General features: G+C 47.6%; 20 protein-coding genes and 1 tRNA gene. 9 read left to right on the top strand and 12 right to left on the bottom strand.

Annotated elements, in window-relative coordinates:
* Positions 1 to 5: 5 nt before the first annotated feature.
* The 4 genes from ispE to ACR9Y8_RS01690 form a co-directional block, all read right to left on the bottom strand.
* Entirely contained in the window at positions 6 to 815 is an 810-nt protein-coding gene (ispE, locus tag ACR9Y8_RS01705) for a 4-(cytidine 5'-diphospho)-2-C-methyl-D-erythritol kinase (protein ID WP_481211490.1), read from the bottom strand.
* A gap of 17 nt (positions 816 to 832) precedes the next feature.
* Positions 833 to 1,432 (bottom strand): bifunctional nuclease family protein, encoded by a 600-nt coding sequence (locus ACR9Y8_RS01700; RefSeq protein ID WP_298734976.1) that lies wholly within the window; start codon positions 1,430 to 1,432, stop codon positions 833 to 835.
* 146 nt (positions 1,433 to 1,578) lie between these two features.
* Positions 1,579 to 2,547 (bottom strand): electron transfer flavoprotein subunit alpha/FixB family protein, encoded by a 969-nt coding sequence (locus ACR9Y8_RS01695; RefSeq protein WP_481211489.1) that lies wholly within the window; start codon positions 2,545 to 2,547, stop codon positions 1,579 to 1,581.
* A gap of 53 nt (positions 2,548 to 2,600) precedes the next feature.
* On the bottom strand, positions 2,601 to 3,341 hold the full coding sequence (locus ACR9Y8_RS01690; RefSeq protein WP_481211488.1) for an electron transfer flavoprotein subunit beta/FixA family protein: 741 nt from the start codon (positions 3,339 to 3,341) through the stop codon (positions 2,601 to 2,603).
* Positions 3,342 to 3,414: 73 nt separating this feature from the next.
* On the opposite strand from ACR9Y8_RS01690, the gene ACR9Y8_RS01685 reads away from it, so the two are divergent.
* The 3 genes from ACR9Y8_RS01685 to ACR9Y8_RS01675 all read left to right on the top strand — a co-directional run bounded on the left by ACR9Y8_RS01685 (position 3,415) and on the right by ACR9Y8_RS01675 (position 6,038).
* Complete coding sequence (locus ACR9Y8_RS01685; protein ID WP_481211487.1) at positions 3,415 to 3,726, top strand: tetratricopeptide repeat protein; 312 nt, start codon at positions 3,415 to 3,417, stop codon at positions 3,724 to 3,726.
* Between the two features lie 9 nt (positions 3,727 to 3,735).
* Positions 3,736 to 5,085 (top strand): tRNA lysidine(34) synthetase TilS, encoded by a 1,350-nt coding sequence (gene tilS / locus ACR9Y8_RS01680; protein ID WP_481211486.1) that lies wholly within the window; start codon positions 3,736 to 3,738, stop codon positions 5,083 to 5,085.
* 80 nt (positions 5,086 to 5,165) lie between these two features.
* Positions 5,166 to 6,038 (top strand): hypothetical protein, encoded by an 873-nt coding sequence (locus tag ACR9Y8_RS01675; RefSeq protein WP_481211485.1) that lies wholly within the window; start codon positions 5,166 to 5,168, stop codon positions 6,036 to 6,038.
* Between the two features lie 5 nt (positions 6,039 to 6,043).
* On the opposite strand, the gene ACR9Y8_RS01670 is transcribed toward ACR9Y8_RS01675, so the two are convergent.
* Positions 6,044 to 6,655, bottom strand: a complete 612-nt coding sequence (locus tag ACR9Y8_RS01670; protein WP_481211484.1) for a rhomboid family intramembrane serine protease — start codon at positions 6,653 to 6,655, stop codon at positions 6,044 to 6,046.
* Positions 6,656 to 6,688: 33 nt separating this feature from the next.
* Positions 6,689 to 7,162: a 23S rRNA (pseudouridine(1915)-N(3))-methyltransferase RlmH gene (locus ACR9Y8_RS01665; RefSeq protein WP_481211483.1), complete on the bottom strand. Its 474-nt coding sequence runs from the start codon at positions 7,160 to 7,162 to the stop codon at positions 6,689 to 6,691.
* A gap of 184 nt (positions 7,163 to 7,346) precedes the next feature.
* Between ACR9Y8_RS01665 and ACR9Y8_RS01660 the strand changes: the two genes are divergently transcribed.
* Positions 7,347 to 7,420, top strand: a tRNA-Arg gene (locus tag ACR9Y8_RS01660).
* 217 nt (positions 7,421 to 7,637) lie between these two features.
* On the top strand, positions 7,638 to 8,720 hold the full coding sequence (locus tag ACR9Y8_RS01655) for an AI-2E family transporter (protein WP_481211482.1): 1,083 nt from the start codon (positions 7,638 to 7,640) through the stop codon (positions 8,718 to 8,720).
* 15 nt (positions 8,721 to 8,735) lie between these two features.
* On the opposite strand, the gene ACR9Y8_RS01650 is transcribed toward ACR9Y8_RS01655, so the two are convergent.
* The 3 genes from ACR9Y8_RS01650 to ACR9Y8_RS01640 all read right to left on the bottom strand — a co-directional run bounded on the left by ACR9Y8_RS01650 (position 8,736) and on the right by ACR9Y8_RS01640 (position 16,152).
* Positions 8,736 to 11,909 (bottom strand): chemotaxis protein CheB, encoded by a 3,174-nt coding sequence (locus ACR9Y8_RS01650; RefSeq protein ID WP_481211481.1) that lies wholly within the window; start codon positions 11,907 to 11,909, stop codon positions 8,736 to 8,738.
* A 131-nt stretch (positions 11,910 to 12,040) separates the two neighbouring features.
* A complete protein-coding gene (locus ACR9Y8_RS01645) occupies positions 12,041 to 13,861 on the bottom strand; it encodes a Na+/H+ antiporter (RefSeq protein WP_481211480.1) in 1,821 nt (606 codons plus the stop codon).
* Entirely contained in the window at positions 13,807 to 16,152 is a 2,346-nt protein-coding gene (locus ACR9Y8_RS01640) for an alpha-L-rhamnosidase-related protein (protein WP_481211479.1), read from the bottom strand. Before ACR9Y8_RS01640 ends, ACR9Y8_RS01645 begins: the two co-directional genes overlap by 55 nt.
* Before the next feature lie 212 nt (positions 16,153 to 16,364).
* Between ACR9Y8_RS01640 and ACR9Y8_RS01635 the strand changes: the two genes are divergently transcribed.
* From ACR9Y8_RS01635 to ACR9Y8_RS01620, 4 genes are all read left to right on the top strand, one after another.
* The gene (locus ACR9Y8_RS01635) at positions 16,365 to 16,541 is read left to right on the top strand and encodes a hypothetical protein (RefSeq protein WP_481211478.1); all 177 of its coding nucleotides are present in this window, start codon (positions 16,365 to 16,367) and stop codon (positions 16,539 to 16,541) included.
* Positions 16,542 to 16,581: 40 nt separating this feature from the next.
* Complete coding sequence (locus ACR9Y8_RS01630) at positions 16,582 to 17,589, top strand: bestrophin family protein (protein ID WP_481211477.1); 1,008 nt, start codon at positions 16,582 to 16,584, stop codon at positions 17,587 to 17,589.
* A 73-nt stretch (positions 17,590 to 17,662) separates the two neighbouring features.
* Positions 17,663 to 18,940 (top strand): NAD(P)/FAD-dependent oxidoreductase, encoded by a 1,278-nt coding sequence (locus ACR9Y8_RS01625; RefSeq protein ID WP_481211476.1) that lies wholly within the window; start codon positions 17,663 to 17,665, stop codon positions 18,938 to 18,940.
* A 75-nt stretch (positions 18,941 to 19,015) separates the two neighbouring features.
* A complete protein-coding gene (locus tag ACR9Y8_RS01620; RefSeq protein WP_481211475.1) occupies positions 19,016 to 19,795 on the top strand; it encodes a succinate dehydrogenase cytochrome b subunit in 780 nt (259 codons plus the stop codon).
* Positions 19,796 to 19,950: 155 nt separating this feature from the next.
* On the opposite strand, the gene ACR9Y8_RS01615 is transcribed toward ACR9Y8_RS01620, so the two are convergent.
* From ACR9Y8_RS01615 to ACR9Y8_RS01605, 3 genes are all read right to left on the bottom strand, one after another.
* Positions 19,951 to 20,307 (bottom strand): YciI family protein, encoded by a 357-nt coding sequence (locus ACR9Y8_RS01615; protein WP_481211474.1) that lies wholly within the window; start codon positions 20,305 to 20,307, stop codon positions 19,951 to 19,953.
* 15 nt (positions 20,308 to 20,322) lie between these two features.
* Positions 20,323 to 21,090 carry an SDR family oxidoreductase gene (locus tag ACR9Y8_RS01610; protein ID WP_481211473.1) on the bottom strand — a complete coding sequence of 256 codons (768 nt, stop codon included), beginning with the start codon at positions 21,088 to 21,090 and terminating at the stop codon, positions 20,323 to 20,325.
* Between the two features lie 181 nt (positions 21,091 to 21,271).
* Positions 21,272 to 24,427 carry a sigma-54-dependent Fis family transcriptional regulator gene (locus ACR9Y8_RS01605; RefSeq protein WP_481211472.1) on the bottom strand — a complete coding sequence of 1,052 codons (3,156 nt, stop codon included), beginning with the start codon at positions 24,425 to 24,427 and terminating at the stop codon, positions 21,272 to 21,274.
* Between the last annotated feature and the right edge of the window lie 32 nt (positions 24,428 to 24,459).

The raw sequence follows: 24,459 nt of genomic DNA, 5'->3' as shown, positions 1-24,459 counted from the left end.
GCGAATCAGCTAATTTTAAATACCCGGTAGCCGGCGTCCCACAAGGCGCCGGTTATTTTGTTTTTAGGAAAGATGCCCACCATGGCCGAACCGCTACCGCTCATAGTAGCATAAAGTGCCCCCGCTTTATATAATTGCTCTTTTATCTCTCCCAATACAGGATGGGCGCTGAACACGGGCGCTTCAAAATCGTTCGAGATGAGGTTTTTCCATTCTTCCACCGGTTGCAGGATGCTTTGCCGCAGCTGTTGTTCAGGCTCATGGGGTGTGATCTGGCCAAAGGCCCAACCGGTATTAACATGAATACCGGGATATACCAGCAGCCATGAATACCTGCCCAGGTCCAGCTCCAGCGGTTCAAGCACTTCTCCGCGGCCGGTAGCATAACAGGCTTTGTTACGGATAAAGAAGGCGCAGTCGCTACCCAGCCTGGCTGCATAATCTATCAATTGTTCATTACTGATTCCCAGGCGGAATTTATCATTCAGCAATTGCAGCATGAAGGCAGCATCAGCAGAGCCGCCACCTAGTCCGGCGCCGATAGGAATATGCTTATGCAGGTGGATCTTCACGGGCGGCAGCTCCGGGAAATCGGCCTTTAACAAATGCCAGGCTTTCAGGCACAAGTTATCCTGTTCGTCACCGGGTACCGGTATGCCGCTGCCCGCAAATTGCAGCTTATCATCAGACAATACTTCCAAAGCGTCTGTCAGCGGAAGCGGGTAGAATACCGTTTCCAGGTCATGGAACCCATCAGGCCTCCGGCGGAGGATGTGTAGTCCCAGGTTTATTTTACAGTTGGGAAAAATGATCATGGAAAAATAATCCAGGCTTACTTGCTTTTCCGGCTATTGATCTCATCGCGGATGGCGATAGCGCGTATATAGTCTTCCTGTTCCAGTACTTCCTGCAGCAGGGTGTTCAATTCCTCCAGGCTCATGGCTTTGAGGTCGTCTTCTACGCCTTTTTCGTGCTCTGATATAGTGGGGGTAGTAGGTTTATTGCTCTTTTTGCCGGTGGGGTCGTCCAGTAAGATACCGGCGCTGTTAAGGATGTTTTCGTAGGTGTAGATGGGGCAACCGAAACGTACGGCCAGCGCCAGGGCGTCTGAGGTACGGGAGTCGATCTCGATGGTTTCATCGTTATTGTTACAGATGAGCTTTGAATAGAAGATGCCTTCCTGCAGATTACTGATCACCACTTCAGAAAGTTCGATATTAAAGGCATTCATGAAGTTCTTCATCAGGTCATGCGTAAGAGGACGGCTGGGTTGCATCTTTTCCAGCGCCACAGCAATAGCCTGGGCTTCGAAACCTCCTATTACGATAGGGAGGCGGCGCAGGCCGTTTACTTCTCCCAATACCACGGCGTACGAATGTGTTTGCGTAATGCTGTGCGATAAAGCAACTATTTCCAGTTCTATTTTTCTCATATCTGTTATCTGTCTCGCGTTGTCGCTGATAATTTTGTAAGACCGTGAAGTTAGAAAAATATTCCCTATCTAAAAAACAAGTTGTCAGTTTACAGGAGGCAATTGACAGTCAGAATGACTGTTCTGTCAATTGCCTCGCCGGAATCTTATTTTTTCAGTTGTTGCACTGCTGCTGTCAGCTTAGGTACTACCTCAAATGCATCGCCAACAATACCGTAATCCGCTGCTTTAAAGAAAGGCGCTTCGGGGTCTTTGTTGATGACCACGATCACCTTGCTGCCGTTCACGCCCGCCAGGTGCTGTATAGCGCCTGAGATGCCGATGGCGATGTACAGATTGGGGCGTACGGTGAGGCCTGTTTGCCCCACATGCTCATGATGCGGGCGCCAGCCGGAGTCTGCCACGGGCCTTGAACAGGCGGTAGCGGCGCCCAGGGCCTTGGCCAGGTCTTCCACTAATCCCCAGTGCTCAGGGCCTTTTAGTCCGCGGCCACCGCTCACGATGGTCTCCGCTTCCGTGAGCGGTATTTCCCCGCTTACGGTTTCCACTTTCGTAACTTTTACCTTGAAGTCGGCATCTGTTACCGGCGCCTGGAAAGGAGCGACCGTAGCCGTTGCGCCTGTTTTTTCAGGCGCAAAAGTATTTGGCATTACCGAGATCACTTTTTGTGCCGAGGTAATATTAACATTGGCAAAGGCTTTACCGGAGAACACGGTTTTCTTTACCACAAAACCATTAGCGGTATCCGGCAGGCTGATGGCGCCGGTTACCAACCCCGCCTGCAGCCTTGCTGCCACCCTGGGGGCAATAGCCCTGCCATCGAAATTGTGAGAGAAGATGATCACCTGGGCATTTTCCTGTGCAGCTGCAGCTACGATCACCTTGGTGGCAACGCCGCTGTCAACTTCGTTCAACTTTGCATCTGCAGCATGCAGTACTTTCTGGGCGCCGTAATTGCCCAGCGCAGCCACCTCTGCGTTATCCATCTCACCCAGCACTATAGCCGTAGCTGTTGTCCCTAATGCTTGCGCTACTTTTGCGCCATAGTAAATGGCTTCAGCAGCAGCTTTTTTTATTTTACCCTGAGATTGATCAGCGAATATGAGAACAGACATTTGCGATTTTTTTAGATTACCTGAAACGTGATTTATAAAGGACAAGTGTGGGATCAGAGCACCTTGGCTTGCTCATGCAATAATTTTACCAGTTCTTCCACATTATCGGGGCTCACCAGCTTCACGCCAGCTTTGGCCGGAGGCAGCTCGAAGCCCACAATGGAAGTAAGCGGCGTGATGGCAACAGGCTCTACCACGGTCAGGGGCTTGGTTCTGGCGGCCATGATACCGCGCATGTTCGGGATACGTTGTTCCGCCATTCCTTTCTGACAGGATACCACTACCGGCAGGCTTACTTCTACCACTTCTTCACCGCCTTCTATTTCCCTGTTGATGGTGGCGGTAGTGCCATTGAGATCGAACTTTGCTGCGATGGATACATAGGGGAGGTCCAGCAGTTCTGCTACCATACCGCCTATGGAAGAACCATTATAATCGATGGTCTCTTTACCGGTAAAAATGAGATCATAGTTTTGCTGTTTTGCATGGCCTGCGATCTGCGATGCGATAAAGTAACTGTCCTGGCTATCCGCATTTATACGGAAAGCTTCGTCTCCTCCGAGCGCCAGGGCCTTGCGTATAACAGGCTCTGTATCTGCCCCGCCTACGGTTACCAGGTGCAGGGTGGCACCCAGGCTTTCTTTCAGCTCCAGCGCGCGTACCAGCGCATACCATTCATCGTAGGGGTTGATGATGAATTGTACGCCGGCTTCACTGAATTTCGTGTTGTTGTCTGTGAAAGCTATTTTTGCAGTGGTGTCCGGAGTTTTACTGATACATACTAATATCTTCATAACCTTAAAACTGTTTGGTTTGGAAAAAGCGGTATCAGCAAATATAACGGATTATTAACTAATAAAACCACCAATGGACAGGATCTCAAAACTGAAAGCATTCCTGGAAAGCAGCCCGGAAGACAGCTTTCTGAAGCATGCGCTGGCACTGGAATATATTAAGCTGAATGATGATGCTGCGGCCCGCCGGCTGTTCGAGGAGGTACTGGAAAAAGAGCCCGGATATGTAGGCTCCTATTACCATCTGGGCAGGCTGCTGGAAAGGGCAGGGGAGCAGGACCAGGCCGCCGGCATTTATGAAAAGGGAATGGCTGTTGCAAAAGCCGCTAAAGATATGCATGCCTATAATGAACTGCAGGCGGCGTATGAAGATCTGATGTATTAAGCACTTTTTATGTATCAAGACCTATTGACAGGCTTCAGGGAATATATTGCGCGGGAACAGCTATTCAGGCCCGGAGAAAAGATCCTGCTGGCAGTAAGCGGAGGGGCGGATTCCGCGGTGATGGCCCACCTGTTCCATACAGCAGGTTACGTTTTTGCCATTGCGCATTGCAATTTCCAGCTACGGGGAGAGGAATCAGCACGTGACGAACAGTTTGTTAACCAGCTGGGCGCCGCGTATCATGTACCCGTACACAACATCCGCTTCGATACAGCGGCGTATGTTGCCAGGCATCGTGTATCCGTACAGGTAGCTGCGCGGGAGCTGCGGTATGAATGGCTGGAAGAAACAAGGAACATACACGGCTACACGTTCATCGCCACGGCCCATCATATGCAGGATAATGTAGAAACCGTGCTGATGAACTTTTGTAAAGGCAGCGGCCTGGCAGGCCTGCATGGTATCTTACCAAAGCAGGGCGCCATTATCCGTCCGCTGCTGTTTGCGCAAAAAGAAGAGATCCTGGCCTATGTGGAGGAACATGCCCTGGCCTTTGTAGAGGATAGTTCCAATATAACGGATAAATACACACGTAATTTTTTCAGGCACCGCGTGCTGCCGCCCATACAGGAAGCTTATCCCGGCGCGGTACAGCATATGGCCGGCACCATAGACCGGATCAGGGAAGCGGAGCTGCTCTACCAGGAAGCAGTGGCCCGCCACCGGAAAAGGCTGCTGGAACAGAAAGGCGCTACCTTTATGGTGCCAGTGCTCAAGCTGCAGAAAACCCGGCCGCTGCACACCATTGCTTATGAGCTCTTCAAGGTATTCGGTGTTACGCCAGCGCAGGTAAGCCAGGTGCTGGAGCTGCTGCAAAGTGAATCCGGACGCTATATCGCAACGCCTACGCATCGTATTATCCGCAACCGGCAATGGCTGCTGATCACTCCACAGGCGCAACAGGAAGCCGATCATATTGTCATTGAAAAGGATCAGACGCATGTACACACCGCCGGCGGACATTTAAAGCTGCGCCTGCAGGAAAGGGAGGCACTGGGCGCTATTCCATCAGCCGCACATATGGCCTGCCTGGATAGTAAGCATATCCGCTATCCGCTGCTGTTGCGACGCTGGAAACAGGGAGATTATTTCTATCCGCTGGGAATGGACAAGAAGAAAAAACTGAGCCGTTTCTTCATCGATCAGAAATTATCCCTGCCTCAAAAAGAACAGGTGTGGGTACTGGAATCAGCCAGGCGGATCGTATGGATCGTGGGTATGCGGATAGATGACCGTTTTAAGATCACGGACAGCACAAAGGAAGTGTTGTGCCTGGAAATGATCCGGGATAAGGAATAAAAATACTAAAACCAGTATTGGCGGTGTAACAGCAGATACCATAAATTTGGTATTCACCTGTATTCAAATTCCATCTTGTTATGAAAGCGTTGTTACACCTTCAAAAGCGCCTGCTGTTTGCAGGCTTGTTACTGTTACTCATTAGCGGATGTGTTAAAGAACCCGGCCCGGATATTCCAGGACCGGTGAGCAAGCCGGCCTGGCTATTGTCAAAGGTCACAGAAATTACCGCCTATGGCGATCCAATCCTGGGACAGCCGTATTATGATAAGCAGGTCGCTGAATTCCGGTACAACGAATTCTATAAGCCGGCATTGCAGCTAAGCTATTTTTCTTCGGGCCACGACGATACGACCCAGCTCATACTGTTTACAAAAGATACGTTTTATTATGACGGAAACCGCCGTGTAGCGGAGATAAGAACATTTGATCGCAATAACCGCGCTGCTGCACTTAAACGGTTTCATTATAGCGGTAATGATACCTTGCCGGACTTGTACGAGATCTACTATTACGACAGCAGCGGTGCCCCGGGTATAAGTTACAGCAGCCAATACACATACATTGGCGATACTGCAGTGCTGGTGTCCGCACCGTCCTCAAAAGGGGATACTTCGCTATATATCTATCACCAGGGCAATTATACCACCTATTGCGCGGGGAAAGGCGCCAGCCAATGCGGAACGATCTATGGAGCATATACAGGCGCTAATGCTTTCCTGTCGCTGAACCTCAGCCATATGATAGGGCTGAACATTCCCAGCGCCTACAACGCTTATGCGGACGGTCCCCGCATTTCCCGGGGAAACTGGCAGCTGCTGAACGATGGTAACCCCGATCATTACCGTAGCCTTACCTTTAATGCAAACGGGTTGCTGTCTGCTACCTACTGGAGCAATTACATTCCTGAGTTTGTGAGCCAAACCCGTTTTGAATATATTCAACCGGAATAAAGCGCTTATCTGCCCAGTGTACTGATCTGCTGAATAAAATATCCTGCCAGTTCCGGCCGGATCACCAATGGGAAAACGATCCCAAAAACAGCGCCCCAGAAGTGCGCATCGTGATTGATGCCATCGCCGCCGCGGCGGGACATATACACCGAATAACCCAGGAACAGCACGCCGTATATAATTGCCGGCATGGGGATCACGAATACCACGATCTTGGCCCAGGGCTGGAAGAGGATAAAGGCGAACACCACCGCCGATACCGCGCCGGAAGCGCCGATAGAACGGTAGCTATAGTTATTGCGATGCCTGAAGAAGGAAGGAATATCAGATACGATCAGCGCCAGCACATAAAACACCAGGAAGTAGATCTTACTGCCGAAAAGGTCCTGGAAGATCATTTCAATGTACTTGCCGAAAAACCACATGGTCAGCATATTGAAACCAAGGTGCATATAATCGGCGTGCACCAATCCGGCTGTAATAAAGCGGTAGTACTGCTTATGCTCTTTCACCATATAGGGCCACATACTCAGCTTGTCTATTTCTCCGGGCCGGTTAAAGGACATAATGGAAATAACGCAGGTAATGATGATAATGATCAAACTCAGTGATAACATAAAAACACTAGGCTGTTAAAAATGTAAATGTAACTATTGGTGGTGATATTTCTCATTATGCAGCACAGAATAGGCCCGGTATAATTGCTCGGTAAGGATCAGTCTTACCAGCTGGTGCGGAAACGTAAGCGAAGAAAGCGACAGTTTAAGCTGAGCCCTTTGCAGGATCACCGGGTCTAATCCGAAAGCGCCGCCTATCAGCAGCACCAGCTGCCGGGTGCCTGCATTGGTACGTTGCTGCAGGAAATCAGCCAGCTGCAGGGTACTCATCATCTTACCATGCTCATCCAAGGCCACGAGATAATCCTGCGGCTGCAGCATGTCGGCAATTATACGCGCTTCCTGTTTTTTGAGCTCGGGAATGGAAAGACTGGCCGCCTGTTTAACAGTAGGGATGAGACGGAGCTCGAAATCCACGTAATGTTGTAATCGTTTCTGAAAAATGGCGATACCATCCCTGATGTAGGGGTCGTTATCTTTTCCTATACTCCAAACCTGAATTTTCATGCTGTGATAATTAGAATCCTTGCTGATGCTGAATCCGCCTATTTAATTACAGATGTAAAAGTAAATGTAAATCAGAAAATTGCAGAAAATTTGCTGAAAGTATTTGTTAGTTTCAAAAAAACGCATACTTTTGCAATCCCAATTCAAACGAACGGTATCACACCGGGAAAATGAAAAGAGGAATGGCTCCGTAGCTCAACTGAATAGAGCATTTGACTACGGATCAAAAGGTTTCAGGTTTGAATCCTGACGGAGTCACAAAAGAAAAGGTCTCAGTAATACTGAGGCCTTTTTTATTTGGACCCACCACAAATCATTGGTTACATGGAAATCCTGTGAAAAACGCGCACCCGCAACTGCCGCACTTAACGGAATGATCAATCCCCGGGCGGATTCTGTACATTTGTAATGCGGTTATTACTTCGAACCCTGAAAGGTGATAAGTGCTTCCATAATCAATACTGAATCAGTTTATATGAAAGAAATACCTGTTACGCTAAAGCGTTCGATCGAACTTCTCGGGCTTTTTCTGATCGGCTGTATAATTGTGATTGGGAAAATTATCATAATGCCCCTCCTGATGTCTTTTTTCATTAGTATTATGCTGCTGCCTGTATACCGCTTTTTCAAAAGACGAAAATTTCCCGAAACGATCGCTATTTTTCTACCGATATTATTAGTGATCATCGTAGCTGCGCTAATAGTATGGCTATTCTACAGCCAGATGATATTTCTCGCGCACGATTACCGGAAAATAGAACAGAATTTAAACATCCATCTCAATGCGCTGAGATTATGGATCAGCCGGGTTTTCGGGTTCTCACCCACAGAGCAATTGAATTTTATCAACCAGCAAAGCAATAAATTTTTAAACTACGCCGCCAATATTTTAGGCGGTGCAGCCGGGTCTGCAACAGGTGTATTGATATTCTTCGGATTGTTGCCGATCTACACTTTCCTGTTGATAATGTACAGGCGCATTTTTATGAAATTTATATTAATGTGTTTTGAGCCGGAAGAACATAACAATATAGAAGTTGTTATGCAGCAAATTGAAAAGATGGGTAAGAAATACCTTTTAGGCCTGCTGATCCAACTCTGTTATATCACTATCCTGTTATGGGGAATACTGGCGATTTTCGGTATTAAACACGCATTGCTGATAGGAATTATCTTTGCGTTCTTAAACCTGATCCCATACCTGGGCGCATTGATAGGCAACATTCTCGGCGTATTGATCACACTGGCTTCGTCCGAAAGTATTGTTGACATACTGTTTGTATTGGGTGCTATAGCCGTGGTACAATTCCTGGATAATAATATTTTAATGCCACGTATCGTGGGTTCCCAGGTGCAGCTTAATCCGCTCATCTCCATAATCGGCATTTTCATTGCCGGGGCCATGACAGGCATATCCGGTATGTTCCTCGCGCTACCCATGATGGCGATCTTAAAAATTATTTTCGACCGCTCCGAGCGCTTTAAAAAATGGGGCGTGCTATTAGGTGATGAAAAGCCTGTCAGCGCTCCTAAACGCGTTCCTGCTGTCCGCCATTGACAGTCTGTTCCTTTCCTAATCTCTTGCGTTAAGATAGATTGTAAATTTACTGCCCTTACCAGGCTGGCTTTCAACGGTCATATCGCCACCGGCGGCGTGGACCATCTTTCTTGCCAGGTATAAACCCACGCCACTGCCTTCAATATCCTGGTTTAGTCTGCCATAGATAGCGAATATCTTATCAAAAGCCTCCTTAGGTATCCCTATACCATTATCTTCCACACTCAAAACTATTTTGTTCCCTTCTTTCCGGGTGGAAATATGAATTAAAGGATCAACATTGTTGCTGAACTTAATGGCATTAGCAATCATGTTATACAATATGCTTCTCAGGTTCCTTTGAGAGAAAAAGATCTTTTTAACTTCCAGATGACGGGTAATTACAGCCCGGGATGATCTTATTTTACTTTCCAGGCTCCATTCGATATTGTTAATGATCTCGTCTATGCTTACAAGCTCCATTTTCGTCATATTGTTCTCCAGTTTAGCAATAGTGCCAATGCTCCCTATTAGCGACCGGAATTTTTTAATCGATGAATTAATAATACCCAGGAGTTGGCTTAGCTCAGGATTGGTGTCATCCAGCTCATTCATGATAGAAATACTTGTCTCAATATTACTCAAAGGTTCGAGCAGATCATGAGAAACAATATATACGAAATGGTCAAGATCTGCATTTATCCGCAGCAGGCCTTCATTCTTCTCATCAAGCTCCAGCTTTGCCTTCTTTAGCGCCGTAATATCACTAAAGGTGACAATAGCGCCCGTACGTTTATTGTCGGCTTGTTGCACATATGGCATGGTCATTATCTGGTACCATTGGCCATTATTTGCCTCAATTTCTTTTGTAACCACACTGCCTTTCTCAAGCACTTCTTTAATATCTTCTATAATACTCTCCATTTTGATATTGGTAGAGATATGGCTCAGCGGCCGTCCTATATCAGCGTCTCGCAGGTTGATCAACTTTACGGCTCCCGGAGAAAATTTTACCAGGAACAGACGATCATTTACAATTAGCTGTCCGTTAATATTACTTCTGAAATAATTGTTTAAATCATCGTTCATCTCCGACAGCTGTTTGTTTTTCAGCTGATAATCGGCATTAATAGTATGCAGCTCTTCATTTACAGACTGCATTTCCTCATTGGTGCTTTGCATTTCTTCGTTGGACGAGATCAGCTCTTCGTTGAAAGACTGCATGTTCTCATTGTACGCATCAATCCTTTCGTAGGCGGTGTAGAGCTTCCCCTTCAGCTCTTTCAATTCATATTCGAGGTTCGAAACATACTTGTCATGGTATGTTTTTTCATCAAACAAAGGGTAATCTTTCTGTAAAGCCATTTCTCTGTCTTCCTTAAAAATTACCAGAAACAGTTCCGGCGCGCCAGGCCGGAGCTCCAGGGGGTAAACAGAGAGGCTTACTGAGATCACTGAACCGCCGATATTGACAGGGATACCTTTTACGTCGGCTCTTTCATTTGTTTTTGCAGCCTGGCTGCTTACACTGTTAAATGCGAGTGACAACTGCTCCGGCAGCAATTCGACAAGGTTAGAATTAAAATTCTGCTGTAACAGGTATTTGGATGTATCCCCATACGATTTGATAACGCGGTTATTTTCATCGATGCAAACAGCCAGGCAATTCAGTTCGTCTGCCATTGCATCGCTGATCGCTTCAGTTACATTAAGGCTGGAACTTCTGCCGATGGTCTCCGGTAAAAGTAATTCTGTCTTGACATTTAAAGACTCTGGTAATGAAAATACATCAAAGCTGATGGTTCGCTTCGCATTTATATTCTTGTATATCCTCCACTTTTTATTAACTGTTAGCAGGTTATTGATGATCGATGTGGGCGTTTCGCTGGATCCCAAAAATAAATAACCGTCCATCTTAAGCCCAAAGAGCAGCATAGAAAATACCTTTTTTTGCAAAAAGGGGGTCATATAGATCAGCAGGTTCCGACAGCAAATGAAATGCATATTGCAGTAAGGAGGATTTTTCACCAGATCATGCTGTGCAAAAATCACCATCTGGCGTATGGCCGGGGATACCCTGTAGTTATCGTTTTCTTTCAGGAAGTATTTTTGAAGCCTTCCGGGAGAAACGTCCTTCACACTGCTCCAATGGTAAATACCTTTGCTGGCGTGCAATAGGGCGGCGCTGTCAAGATCTGTGGCAAAAAGCTTTACCGGAACATTCTGATAGCTACCGGTCAACTGCTCCGCAATCAGTATTGCAATGGAGTATACCTCCTCGCCGGTGGCGCAACCGGCAATCCACATTTTCAGTTCTTCACCGGGACTAAGCTTTTCGAGTAAATCAGGCAACACATTTTTTTCTATGAATTCAAAAGCCTCGGGGTCTCTGAAGAAAGATGTAACGCTGATCAGGAAGTCTTTTGCCAGCGCCACCACTTCTTCCGGTGTCACTCTCAGAAATTCATAATATTGCTCCAGATTGGTAAAATTGGCAGAAGCAGCTCTGCGCCTGGTTCTTCTAAGCAGGGTTGTTAGTTTGTAGTCTGAAAAATCAATTGGCAGCTTCTCCCTGATAAAGCCGATGATCGTAACAATTGTCCTTTCATCGTCCTCGGATCCAATGACCGATTTCGTTTGATTCCTTATATAATCATCAATTACTGCAGGCATCAGTGCCGGCTCTAAAACAAAATCTACCATGCCGGTAGCAATAGCACTGGAGGGCATGCTGTCGAATTCTGTTGTTTCGGGATTACGTGCAATGACCAGGCCGCCGCCTTTTTTTATTGCTATCACTCCTTCTGTACCATCGTTACCCAATCCTGAAAGCACTATACCTATTGCCTTCCTTCCATAAAAGGCGGCAAGAGAATTAAACAATATATTGATCGTCAAATGCGGCGCTTTAGCAGTCTCCTTACCCGTTAAAAACAAGCGGCCATTGCGAATGGTCATAAACTTATCGTTGGGGATCAGGTATACGTGATCAGACTCAATGTCCATTCCGTTCACAGCTTCTTCAACAAGCAGCTTGCTATGCCGGCTAAGCAATTCTACCATCCTGCTTTTAAAATCAGGAGACAGATGCTGCACAAGTACGTAAGAAACGCCATCCAATGTTGTATTATCAAAAAACGTATTAATCTCATCCATTCCTCCGGCCGAAGCGCCTATTGCAATGATATGATGGGGTTCCGTAGTGATCATGACATGAATACTTTTAAAGTGTAACCGGATGAAGGATCTTAAAGGAAGGCTCGGAGACCGCTCACTACTCAAGTTAGCATTATATTTCCAATAGTAGTCATAACTTCCCAAATTCAAGCCGGATGAGACTGCTATTCTTCCTCCTTCTTAAGCAATCTGTTTAACCTGACATCTTCCTGGTCCAGCTCCTGTTCCAGTTTCCTAATGGTTTGATTGGCGAAGGTACCTTCTTTATGCAGCCTGAAGAGCAATTCGCGTTGAAACTTGCTGATTTCGGTCTGTGCAAGCAAAATGGGAGGCAGGTGAATGGGTAAGGATTGTCCCTCCTTATTGATCCCAGGCTCGTCACCCTGTCCGATCTCCCTTATCAGTTGACTGATGGTACGCTCATATCGTATTTTTAACTGTTCTTTTACCTTTTCGTCCAGGTTGGCCGGAAATTCATTCTCAATAAAATAGACGATGCTTTGCGCCAGAAATAATTGCAGTTCCTGTTCTTCCTTAAATGGCTGGTTCACTGGCCTTACACCTAAAATACGTATGAGCAAAGGAATTGACATGCCTTGAATTACGAGCGTCACGAAAATAACCACAAAAGTGAGGAATAAGATCAATGAGCGCTGGGGGAAAAGAGCACCACCAACCAAAGTTAGTGGCAAAGCAAGCGCAGTTGCCAATGATACAATTCCGCGGGTTCCGGTCCAGGCAACGATCAAAACGTTTCGCCAGGTATTTACCCTTTCATCCTCTATGTCCTTTGAATCCAACTGATCCTTTTTGCGCCTGATTATATTCTGAGAGAATGCGGTTGCAAAAACCCACATTATCCTGATTATAATAACAACTATGCTAATTATCAACCCATAAAACAACAAGAGGGCAATAGGATATTTTTGAAGATCTTTTAGAATACCTGGCAGTTGTTGCCCAATGAGTAAAAAGATGAACCCATTTAATAAATATACTAATGTGTCCCAGACAGACCTTGATCGTATCCTTGTCTGGTAGGAGAATATTTGCGGGGAGCGCCAGGAAATGAAGAGGCTTGCACTGACAACGGCCAGCACACCTGAGACGTGAAGCTCTTCAGCCAATATATAGGATATAAATGGAGTCAATAAAGTAAGACTGGTACTGACAATGGAATTACGCGTAATTTTTTTATGCGTTATTATAAAGATGTATCCCGTTATTACACCGGCTAAAATGCCACCGAAGACCAGTAACAAAAATTGTAATCCGGCCCGCCATAATACAAAGGACCCGGTAGCGATGGCAACAATCGCAAACCGGTAGGCTATCAGGGCACTGGCGTCGTTAACAAGGCTTTCTCCCTCCAGGATAGTAACCACCCGTTTGTTGAGTCTCAGCCCTTTCGTTATACTGGTAGCTGCCACTGCATCCGGAGGCGACACGATCGCGCCTAAAGCAAAGGACAAGGGCCAGCTAAATTCCGGGATAAAATAGTGGGCTGCCACCGCAACGGCTATGGTAGTAAAGAAAACCAGTATAATGCCTAAGATGGATATAGGCAAGATCTCAGCCCTGAAGTCGTGCCACGAGGTATGAGAAGCTGCATCAAAAAGCAAAGGTGGTAAAAACAGCAAAAAGACAACATCCGGATCTAACATCAGGAGAGGAAAACCGGGGATCAGGCCTACAATTACGCCTGTAATGACCAGGATAATAGGAAATGGAAATTTAACTTTATCTGCCAAAGCCGATAAAGCAATCAGGATAGCTAATGTTAAAATTACACCTTCAAAATGCTGCATTCTATCGAGATTTACCCATCTGCCTGATATTCGGAACTGGCTGGGAGTTGAAAGATAGCGAATATTATTGACCCCGGCCCGATGAGGCACCACAGCCGCAGACGAAGATGCGCAATTTGAGCTCAGATCTCCAGTAAATTTTCTCCCGCCTTCAGCAGATACTTTTTCTCCTTCCATATCAATGTGCCGCTAGTTTGCCGTGGCAGCATAATTCTTATCTTCCACTTATTCCTGTCAAAAGCATAGGCAACCGCAACCTTCCCATCCGGATGCGGTATCTCGCCGCTTATATCCGTCAGCGCGCCCAGGTGCGGTTCTATTTTTATTTTACGGAAACCGGGCGCATCACTATCGATGCCGAGGACGATCCTGAAGAACTCAATATTCGGACTGGCGCCCCAGGCGTGGCAATCGGAGCGGCTGTGCGGCAGATCAGATATTTCGGCCCAGGTGCTTAAGCCCATTTTGATATTGTCGCGCCATACATCCAGCCATTTCAGGTAATCATTTCCACGACCGCCTTTTACCAATGCCAGGTGAAGGTAATACTTGAAATAGATAGTGCACTGGGTGAGAGATGGATCGTTTAAAAGCTGTTTGCAAAGCTCCGGCAGATCCTGTTTATTGACCACTCCGGCCAGTATTGCCAGGGCATTGGCATGCTGTGAGTAGACGTCCTTTTCATTTGTATCTGCATATAATTTCCTGGCAGCATTCCAGTATTTGGCCCGGATGGTTTGCTTTAACTGTGTTGCCTTTCCCTGGTATAATGCTGCATATCCTGGCATTCCCATGCTGAACTCCAGCTCGGCCGCCCATTGATATGCCATCAGTAATTGCAGATCGAGGATAGCCGATGCGCCATCAGTACCTTTGGGCGGCATGGCAAAATTCCATCCTTTACCGCCTACCCAGTCAATAAAATTCCAATAAGGAAGGTTGATCAGCGAACCGTCTGCCCCCTGGTACCTGCGGAAGAAATCCATGACAGCGCGTTCGCCAGGCAATTTGTCTTTGATAAGATTACTGTCGGCCCTGTACATCCAGTAATCGTGCAGCATACCAATGTACCATAAAGAGAAGGTAGAGATGATCTGCGTGCTACGGGTTGGCCACCTGCTTTGTGTAACGCCTTCGGTGATACGTGAGTGGTCCATGAGGTTCAGCGCATTTCTTGCCAGCCGCTCGTCACCGCTATTGTAATAGCTGATCAGCGCCTGTATGCGTGTATCGCCGATGTACTGCAGCTGTTCGTAGTAAGGACAATCAAAATAGGTTTCCATGGCGCAGAGGCGGGCGGTCCGCCATCCAATATCCAGGATCTGTTTTATTTCAGTATTGCCGGTATTGAAAGCTGCGTTGAATTTAAAGGGATAACCGGTAAATACGCCGGAAATATCATCGATCACCAGCGGTTCGCTTTGGGTGTGAACCGTGACGAGGATATACCGGAAGGTTCTCCAGTAAAGCGTTGTATATAACTGGCCTGCGCTGCCATCGGAGACCAGGCTGTCCTTTCGGCCGTTAAAATCTTTATGCTCCACATCGTTGCGGTTGCCTTTACGGTCGCCGTACTTTTTTATATCATCAAACAGCGATTCAGCATAGCGCATAGAAATACCGGCATCTTTGCCTTTGCTGAAACTTAAGTTGATATAGGCGTTGGTCAGATAGCTTTGATCCAGCAGAAAAGAAACCGTAGTGTCAGCAGGGATCGTGATGGCGGTTTTCGTTGCCGGGAAGGAGGAAGGGAGCGTGATACCGGTGGCTTTGCGTACAACAGGGATCCGCTGATCCGTCAGCTCCATCTGTGGCAATGGCGAAGGCACCAGCATCCAGGCAAGTCCATCGGAATGCCCCTTTAAATTACCCTGGAACAAATTAGCGGCTGATGGCCAGCTGCTATCCTCGAAATCAAGGGCCGTCCACCCTTTAATGGATCGGTTCATATCCACGAACTCTCCTGTGCTGGCGGCAAAAAAGCCGGTGATGGGACTTCGTCCCTGATCGCGGATGCATTTCCAGGTGTTACCGGTATTCAGGATCTCTTCATTGGGCGTATTTCCCTGTATGATGAACGCGGTCCGTACAGAGATCTGCGCCTCCGGACGGTTCTCCGCCTCGTTATAGACCAGGGCTGCTACGATATTTTTACCTGCAGCCAGATAGGGCGCCAGGTCTACCGTTTCATAATTCCAATAATAGGTATCTCCCCGTGCAGGGCCTAAAGATACCAGCGTGCCATTAACATACAGTTTATAGCGGTTATCCGCAGAAACATGGATAACAAAGCTCGCAGGCTTGGCGGCAAGGTCTATCGTCTTCCGGAAATAATACACCCCATATGCATTGCCTGGGTCATTGGGCGGGGCGATCCAGTTTGCATTCCATGGTTTGCTTTGAGCATAGTTGGTTTGGGTTGGCAGCAAATAGCAAAGCGCCAGTATTACTGAAAATAATCTAATCATGTAATGCGTGGAATTTAGTCAAGCGCCTAATATAACCGTTTATGATATACTCCGCATCCTACACTATCCTCCCACTATATTTAGTGGAAGCTCCGGTCATTTACGATATATCGTAAAACCAACATCATCCCCTGTCTATCCAATTCGCTACAAATCAACAGGTTAATGCCATGGCACAAGGGTTGCAAAATAATCTCGAAAAAGCCAGACACATGTTCGCACTTTCCCAAATCCTCCATGGTCTCTTTGGAGACAAGAAAATCCAACCGGCTCCCACAGATGTACAAACTGCCCTGGAGCCCATACATGAACAAAACGCCAATGAAGGAGCTGAGTTCCTCGACGATTTTATGACGCTGGATGAGCAGGCGGAGGGTGAAACCAAATAGGCTTCCACTTTGTTAATCTTAGCGTTAAACGATCCATTATATGCACGTAGGCAAATCTTATAAATTAAGCAACTTCCTTTACTGGACCAGAAGAAATCTATATGTACTGCTTATAATAGGTGTGGCGCCCGTGGTGCTGTACCATGTGGCCGGATTACAATGGCTGGCCATCCCATGGACAGTGGTAGCCATGCTCGGCACTGCTACTGCCTTTATCGTTGGTTTCAAGAATTCCCTGACTTACAACCGTACCTGGACCGCGGGGGGTATCTGGACGAATATCGTCAATGGCAGCAGGGCCTGGGCGATCCTCTGCCGGGACTTCCTGCATGATCCTGATACTACGAGAATATTGTACAGCCGTCATTTTGCCTGGCTAACGGCCCTGCGTTTCCAATTGCGGGAAGACCGTGTCTGGGAAGTGGCAGATAACCGGGCGAATACGGAATACCAGCAGTATTACTCCATTCCTGAACGGGAAACCAGCCTGGATGCAGAATTGGTGAAATACCTGCCGGAGGAGGAGCTGGGTTATGTTATCGGCGCGCAAAACAAGGCTGCGCAGATCCTGTCCTTACAAGGCCTCCATCTCAAAAAGCTCTATGATAGCCAGGCCATCCTGCTGCCTCAATTTATGGAAATGCAAAAAGCGGTTAATAATCTTTATGCCCAGCAGGGCCAATGCGAATCTTTCAAAGATTCGCCTTATCCCAGGCAGTATTCTATCATGAATACCATCCTGGTACGGATGTTTTGCCTCCTGCTGCCTTTTGGTTTGCTGCATGAGTTCGACAAGCTGAACGATACCATGACCGGTATGATGAAAGGGTACATGGTTTGGCTGGTGATCCCGTTCAGCGTGCTGATCTCCTGGCTGTACACTTCCCTGGAGCAGGTAGGGGAAAGTACCGAAAATCCCTTCGAAGGGAGCCCTAATGACGTGCCCATTTCGCAGCTCTCCCGGGCCATAGAGATCGAAATGCGGCAGATGATCGGAGAGGGGGTATTGCCGCCTCCTTTAATTCCCCAGAATGATATCCTGGTATAATGAAAAAAAAGTTCGGGGGAATTTGTCCAAAAACAGGAATCCGGTTGTTATTAGAATAAGAAACGCTTTTAAGATGGAAAACAAGAAACATATTGTTGTGATCGGAGGCGGTTTCGCCGGGCTTAATTTTGTTAAGCACCTGTTCCACAACAGGCACTATTCTGTAACGCTAGTTGATAAGAACAACTACAATTATTTTACCCCGCTCTTATACCAGGTAGCTACCGGCTTCCTGGAACCTTCCAGCATCAGCTATCCCTTCCGGAAGCTGTTCCGCAGGAAGGACATCGCCTTCCGCATGGCGAAATTATTAAAAGTGGACACTGCCACGCAGCGCTTATACCTGAGCGATGGTGGAACGCTGGACTATGATATCCTGGTTTTCGCGGCCGGGTCCTGCACCAATTTCTTCGGGAATGACAAGCTGCGGCAGAATACCTTCTCCCTGAAAGGGATCGACGATGCGCTTTATATGCGCAATGAGCTGATCAAGACCATGGAAAAGGCCGCCCGCGAAACAGACCCTGCAGAACGCAGGCGCTTACTGACCATCGTGATCGCGGGCGGCGGGCCTACCGGCGTAGAAGTGGCCGGCATGCTGGCGGAAATGAGGAAGTATATACTGGTGCATGATTACCCGGAGCTTAAGAACGCCACCGGCAATATCTATGTAATTGACGGCGCCCCTTATCTGCTGGCGCCCATGAGCCATAAAACCCATGAGGCGGCCTATAAAGAGCTGCACAAGCTCGGGGTAAAGATCGTGCTGAATATGCATGTGAAAGGCTTTGAAAATGACAGGGTATTGCTGTCGGACGGCACTGACATTGAAGCAAAGACCCTAATATGGGCAGCCGGCGTGATCGCGAACACTTTTGATGGCATCGCGCCTGAAAGTATTGGTAAGGGCAGGCGGATGATCACGGACGCTTTCAACCGTGTACAGGGTTATGACAACATTTACGCTATCGGCGATATCAGTATACAATTTACGGACAAGGTTTATCCCAATGGGCACCCGCAACTGGCGCAACCTGCGCTGCAGCATGGCAAGCACCTGGCCAGGAACCTGCTGCGCATCGCAAAGGGACAGCAACCGAAGCCGTTCAAATATTTTGACCGGGGAGATATGGCGATCATTGGGAGGCAGTATGCAGTAGCCGACCTTTTTAAGCACAAAGTGCATTTAGGCGGTCTCTTAGGTTTAATGGGTTGGCTTTTTATACATGTGGTCTCCCTGGTCAATTATAACAATAAGATAAAAACATTGTATAACTGGGCGGTGGCATATACCACAAAAGACCAGGCATTAAGAATGATCTTCCGGTCGGAGAACAAGGAAAACCGCTAGTTATCTGCGGCATCAATGCAAAGGCCAGCTTCTCCGGAAGCTGGCTTATTATGTTATTACTTCAAACTATTCTATATGGTGAACTTTAAACAATTCTTCCGCTCGTCCATCGGCAAAAAGCTGATCATGTCGATGACGGGCCTGTTCCTATGCCTGTTCCTGATCGTCCACCTGGGCGGTAATCTTACTTTGTTTGCGGGGGATGAGGGATACACTTTCAATATCTACGCGCATTTCATGACGCATTTCCCGCCTGTTACGGTGATCGCTTATGGCTTGTATATCTCCATCCTGATACATGCGCTCTATGCGCTGATATTAACGGTGCAGAACCGGCGGTCCCGCCCTGTAAAATATGCCATTGCTCCCAAGGCGGATGTGAGGTGGGCATCACTGAATATGGGCCTGCTGGGCAGCATCATTTTCCTTTTCCTGGTAATACATATGAGCAATTTCTGGGCGCGCTACCTGTTTACAGACATTGGCTTCCGGGAGTACCGGAAAGACTTGCTCACGGGGGTATTGACGGTTGCTGATTACAAACCGGTTGCGCCAGATTTTGTGTACGCCGTAAGTACTGAGAACAACGTGGAGATAGTACGGGTAAAGGACCTGTACGGCATCGTAACGCACAGCTTCAGCCTGCTCTGGTATGTGCTCTTATACCTGGTGGCAATGGTGGCAGTTGCCTATCATATGTATCATGGGTTTCAAAGCGCCTTCCAAACCGTGGGGCTTTCGCATAAGCGATATGTACCGGCTATAAAATTTATTGGCGTGTGGTTCTTTGCGGTGATCATGCCGGTGGCATTTGCGTCGATGCCAGTTGTGTTCTATATTAAGAGTATTCTTTAACAAGGAAGGTTTGAGGTTTGAAGTTTGAGGTTTGAGGTTTGAAGTTCGTTAGAGGTTGGATGTTCCAAGCTGGTCATCAGCCTCGTAACCTGTAACCTTCAACCAACCTCAAACTTCAAACTTCAAACCTCAAACCTCAGACCTCAAACTTTTTATCACGCTGCGGTGATAGCCATCCGTACTTCTACAATAGCGCCATACTTAATGATCGGGCAACCTTTTGCGATCTCTACTGCTTCGTCATAGTCCCTGGCCTTGATCAGGAATAATCCGCCGATAGATTCCTTTCCTTCAGCATAGGGACCGTTGTATACATGATCCTTTGACTTTTCATGCCTGATCACGCGGCCGTCTACATCCCAGCGTTTGGGAGGAGCCACCAGCCTGTCTTGCGCGGCAATACCGGCTATCCATTCCTGGTAGGGTTTGAGGGCTTCCTTCATTTGCTCAGGGCTGGGAGCGGGGTTAGCGCTGGTCAGGTCCCTGTGGATCACTAATAAAAATTCCTGCATAATGATTGTTTGTTTTTAATGTGAATAGTGAGGGTTGATGACTTGTGCAGCGAACCAGGTTTCGAAGTTGATCTTGCCGAGATGAGCATCGGGGCCGGGGATCAGCGTGTCTTTTTCCAGTATCGCACCAAAATAGTCAGCCTGGTCATCGGTAATGACGGTGCGGGTATCGTTTGTTTTCTCTAAATAACTTTCTACCAGGTCTGCCATGCTGAATTTATCCGGGCCTCCGATCTCAACGATGCGGTTCTGGGGCGCACCTATTGTCACCTTGGTCATTGCATCTGCAACATCGTCTGAGGCGATCGGTTGAATGAAAGCTGATGTCATGCGGATGGTGGATGACTGCCCGGCTGCTTTAACAATACCGCCCAGGAATTCGAAGAACTGTGTAGAATGCACAATGGTAAAGGGGATGCCGGATGTCCTGATCAGGTATTCCTGTGCTGCTTTAGCACGGAAATAGCCACTATCTTGCAGCCTGCCGGTTCCTACCACTGACAATGCGATATGGTGTTTAACACCGGCGGCGCGTTCTGCTGCCATCAGGTTGCGGCCGGATGTTTCAAAGAACTCCATCACTGCCTTATCTTCAAATGAGGGAGAATTGGCCAGGTCTACTACGACATCTGTGCCTGCCATTACTTCTGCCAGGCCCTCCCCGGTGATGGTATTAACGCCGGAGGCCGGTGATGCTGCGATCACTTCATGACCAAGCGCGAGCAACCTGCTCACTGTTTTCGAGCCTATCAGGCCGGTGCCGCCAATGACTACTATTTTCATAATCTGGGTTTTTAAGATGCCTGTGGAAGGCGAGTTAGGAAATTGGTGTTTGATGTTTGCATATTGATTTGCAAGGCGGATGCCAGTTGCTTAATAGTATTGCATTCAATCACTTATGTAAACAAGGCCGGTTTTGTTTTCACGGTATTAAGAGAATTGTTCTGGTCTTGGCGAAATATCGTTAGCGCGTGAAGTAGTCGGCCTTTGAAATGCCCAGCTTTTTCATTTTGGAGTGCAGCGTGGTCCCGGGGACCTCCAGTATTTCGGCTGCACCGCCGGCGCCGGATATCTTACCGCTGCATCTTTTCAATACACCAATGATATGGGCCTTTTCCATCTGTTCCAGTGTGCCGGTGCCATTTGTAAGCTCCGGTGATGCTCCGTTGCTTTCATTGCCTGTTGCATGCTGGCGCCCGGGCAGATGGATCTCTGTGAGTGTTTGTCCCTCACACAGCAGGATACTTCTTTCTACCAGGTGCTCCAGTTCTCTTACGTTGCCTGGCCAGTTATAGGCGCTTAATTCCTGCAATACTTTGGGAGATATGCTGGTTACCCGTTTGCCGATGTTCTTGCTGAATTTAGCGAGGAAGGAGTATGCCAGCTGCTCAATGTCTTCGCGGCGTTCTCTTAAGGGTGGCAGGTTGATAGGAAATACATTCAGCCGGTAATAAAGATCTGACCTGAAGCGGCCTGCCTGCACCTCTGCTTCCAGGTTACGGTTGGTAGCAGCAATGATGCGTACATCCACCTTAATGGTGGTTTTACCGCCAACCCTTTCCAGCTCACGTTCCTGCAGTACGCGTAATAGCTTTACCTGCAGTTCGGGCGGCATTTCGCCTATTTCATCCAGGAACAGGGTACTATGGTTGGCCAGCTCAAATTTGCCGATGCGTTTGTCTATCGCGCCGGTGAATGCGCCTCTTTCATGACCGAACAGCTCACTCTCTATGAGGTTGGCGGGCAAGGCAGCGCAGTTCACTTTCACCATCAGCTTGTTCTTACGGGAGGAGGCGTTGTGGATCGCTCTTGCGATCAGTTCTTTACCGGTGCCTGTTTCTCCAAGCAACAATACAGTAGAGTTAGTGTCGGCCACCTGCGACATCAGGTGATATACTTTCTGCATCTGTGCGCCGTTGCCTACGATCTCTGAAAAGTTGTAGATCGTTTTGATCTGTTCTCTCAGGTAATCATTTTCCATTTCCAGCTTTTGTTTATAAGCCAGGATCTTTTCATTGGCGCGTATATTTGAAATTGCGATGGAGATCTGCGCGCAGATGCCTTTGAGTATGGTGAGATTGATCTCATTGGAGAGCAGCCAGAGTGTTCCCAGGTTGATATTGCCTACCCGGAGCCGCGTGCCGAAGGCATGGCTTAGCCCGGATTCCTTCCATAGCTGCGCAAAGGAGTTATCGTTCTTCTCTACCTCTTCTGCAACGTTGAAAACAACCGGGTCTTCACTGTTCAATACCATTGCACTCCGTTTTTCGTAGATGTCATAATTCTTCGCCGCCAGGGAAAGGAACAGGCTACTGTCATCGAACCTCGTCTCATCATAGATATAAGCACTGAGTGTGGCGCCATCCTCTTCTATGATGCGGATCATTACCAGCTTGGTGTTCCATATTTTCTTCAGCACGCAGGAGATGGCTTGTTTCAGATCCTCTTTTGTATGGACCATTGATATATCATGACTGAATTCCAGCAGAAAGGATTGTTCTCTTTCCCTGCGCAATATTTCTTCGTTGGCCATGATGTTATGCATGGCGACAGAGATCTGGTCGCACATGCCCTGTAGCAGGGGGATATTGATCTCATCTGCGCCCAGCCAGCAGATACCGAGGGTTCTGTCGCCGGTGCGTAAAGGCGTGCCTACCATGGTTTTGATCCCTATCTTTTTCCACGACTGCAGGTGAGGGCAATCTACCCCCTTACTGAGCTCCGCATTCACACTGAACAGCAAAGGGATCTCGCTGTTGAGCACTCTTTTCTGCAGCGGAGCATCTGCGGAATACCTATGATCATTTGCAGTAGTGCTGCCGTCGTGGATATAGGTGTTTAATATGCGCTGGTCATCATTCAATTGCAGTATCACATACCCAAGGGGCATATTCAGTTTCTTAAGGCATTTATTCACCGCGTAGGAGAGATCATCTTTACTTCTTACCGCGGCGATATCGCTGCTGAAATCGAGCAAGAATGACTTTTCGTTTTCCCGTTCCCGTATCTCCTCATTGGCAGCAATATTGCTGGCTGCGGTATACAGCTGGCTGCAGATGCGTTGAATGATATTTACTGTTTCCTGTTTAAAGGTGCCCGGTTTATCGGCAAACAGTACCAGGCTGTATTTAGAGGAACCATTGCAGCCAAGGATCTTTACGATCATTTCCCGGGCGCCGGCCTCATAATGCAGCTTGAACCACAAAGGTGTTCTTTCAATATCAAACTGCTGCATATCAAATATGAGTGGCTTGTAGTACAGGGAGGCGATGTCATAGATACCATCTTCGGTGGAAGCGGGGATGGAGAGTGCATTACCGGAGTCTGCCAGTTCCATGAGCTGTGCTTCTGCATTAATCAGCCAGGCTTTGTAGTGGTCTGCTGATTCATCCATGACGGTCATCATACCATGAGAGAAGCCGATGACCTCGCGGAGGGAGGAACTAATGATCTTCAGCAGATCCTGGCGGTCTCTCACTTTTACCATTTCATTGCTGAGGGACAGCAATACTTCATTGAGCCATTTCTCGTGCGTTATCTCTTCATTCTTAATAATGTTCATGACGGCATTGGAGATCTGCAGGGCAAGGTTAGCGATGATGTGTTTGAATTCGGCGCTAAAGCTGGCGGTATCCCTGGCATACATGTGCAGAAAGCCGAAGGTCTGCTCCCTGTTTTTCAGGGGCGTCATCAGGATTTCCCTGATGCCTCCTTCATAATTTACCCGCAGGTAGGGAGGACTATCCGGCGCATCCATGATCTCTTCCAGTATAAATGCGCTGGGTGCATTATTCGATAATACTTCCTGGATAAAGGGCTCATCCAGGGAGAAATGTCCGGCCACCATAGCTGGATACGCAGGATGGTCTTTGATAGCAGATGAAGTATGATCAAGCAGGAAGGGAGTATAGGTCTGCCCTTCCGGCTCAATCAGGGTAACAATGGTGTGAGAGAAAGGATAAAGTTCCCTGATCCTGGATGAAAAAAATCTTAACAGGTCATCCTTTTCCCGGATCTTGGTGATATCATCTCCAAGCGCGAGTAAGATCCTGCGCTCCTTTTCCAGTGATTCGATCCGCTCTTCCGGGGCGGTACCAGCAGTGTTATTTATCTTGTTCATGCTAGGGGGATTGACAGATGTTTGCGATTAAC

This window comes from Chitinophaga sp. SVR4-12A (assembly GCF_056754765.1).
The sequence above is the reverse complement of the archived record's forward strand: the minus strand, read 5'-3'. Positions and strand labels throughout refer to the sequence as shown.

Excerpts from the sequence above, each read along its gene's own strand:
- ispE (WP_481211490.1), bottom strand. The coding sequence starts at position 815 with ATGATCATTTTTCCCAACTGTAAAATAAACCTGGGACTACACATCCTC.
- ACR9Y8_RS01700 (WP_298734976.1), bottom strand. The coding sequence starts at position 1,432 with ATGAGAAAAATAGAACTGGAAATAGTTGCTTTATCGCACAGCATTACG.
- ACR9Y8_RS01695 (WP_481211489.1), bottom strand. The coding sequence starts at position 2,547 with ATGTCTGTTCTCATATTCGCTGATCAATCTCAGGGTAAAATAAAAAAA.
- ACR9Y8_RS01690 (WP_481211488.1), bottom strand. The coding sequence starts at position 3,341 with ATGAAGATATTAGTATGTATCAGTAAAACTCCGGACACCACTGCAAAA.
- ACR9Y8_RS01685 (WP_481211487.1), top strand. The coding sequence starts at position 3,415 with ATGGACAGGATCTCAAAACTGAAAGCATTCCTGGAAAGCAGCCCGGAA.
- tilS (WP_481211486.1), top strand. The coding sequence starts at position 3,736 with ATGTATCAAGACCTATTGACAGGCTTCAGGGAATATATTGCGCGGGAA.
- ACR9Y8_RS01675 (WP_481211485.1), top strand. The coding sequence starts at position 5,166 with ATGAAAGCGTTGTTACACCTTCAAAAGCGCCTGCTGTTTGCAGGCTTG.
- ACR9Y8_RS01670 (WP_481211484.1), bottom strand. The coding sequence starts at position 6,655 with ATGTTATCACTGAGTTTGATCATTATCATCATTACCTGCGTTATTTCC.
- ACR9Y8_RS01665 (WP_481211483.1), bottom strand. The coding sequence starts at position 7,162 with ATGAAAATTCAGGTTTGGAGTATAGGAAAAGATAACGACCCCTACATC.
- ACR9Y8_RS01655 (WP_481211482.1), top strand. The coding sequence starts at position 7,638 with ATGAAAGAAATACCTGTTACGCTAAAGCGTTCGATCGAACTTCTCGGG.
- ACR9Y8_RS01650 (WP_481211481.1), bottom strand. The coding sequence starts at position 11,909 with ATGATCACTACGGAACCCCATCATATCATTGCAATAGGCGCTTCGGCC.
- ACR9Y8_RS01645 (WP_481211480.1), bottom strand. The coding sequence starts at position 13,861 with ATGGAAGGAGAAAAAGTATCTGCTGAAGGCGGGAGAAAATTTACTGGA.
- ACR9Y8_RS01640 (WP_481211479.1), bottom strand. The coding sequence starts at position 16,152 with ATGATTAGATTATTTTCAGTAATACTGGCGCTTTGCTATTTGCTGCCA.
- ACR9Y8_RS01635 (WP_481211478.1), top strand. The coding sequence starts at position 16,365 with ATGTTCGCACTTTCCCAAATCCTCCATGGTCTCTTTGGAGACAAGAAA.
- ACR9Y8_RS01630 (WP_481211477.1), top strand. The coding sequence starts at position 16,582 with ATGCACGTAGGCAAATCTTATAAATTAAGCAACTTCCTTTACTGGACC.
- ACR9Y8_RS01625 (WP_481211476.1), top strand. The coding sequence starts at position 17,663 with ATGGAAAACAAGAAACATATTGTTGTGATCGGAGGCGGTTTCGCCGGG.
- ACR9Y8_RS01620 (WP_481211475.1), top strand. The coding sequence starts at position 19,016 with ATGGTGAACTTTAAACAATTCTTCCGCTCGTCCATCGGCAAAAAGCTG.
- ACR9Y8_RS01615 (WP_481211474.1), bottom strand. The coding sequence starts at position 20,307 with ATGCAGGAATTTTTATTAGTGATCCACAGGGACCTGACCAGCGCTAAC.
- ACR9Y8_RS01610 (WP_481211473.1), bottom strand. The coding sequence starts at position 21,090 with ATGAAAATAGTAGTCATTGGCGGCACCGGCCTGATAGGCTCGAAAACA.
- ACR9Y8_RS01605 (WP_481211472.1), bottom strand. The coding sequence starts at position 24,427 with ATGAACAAGATAAATAACACTGCTGGTACCGCCCCGGAAGAGCGGATC.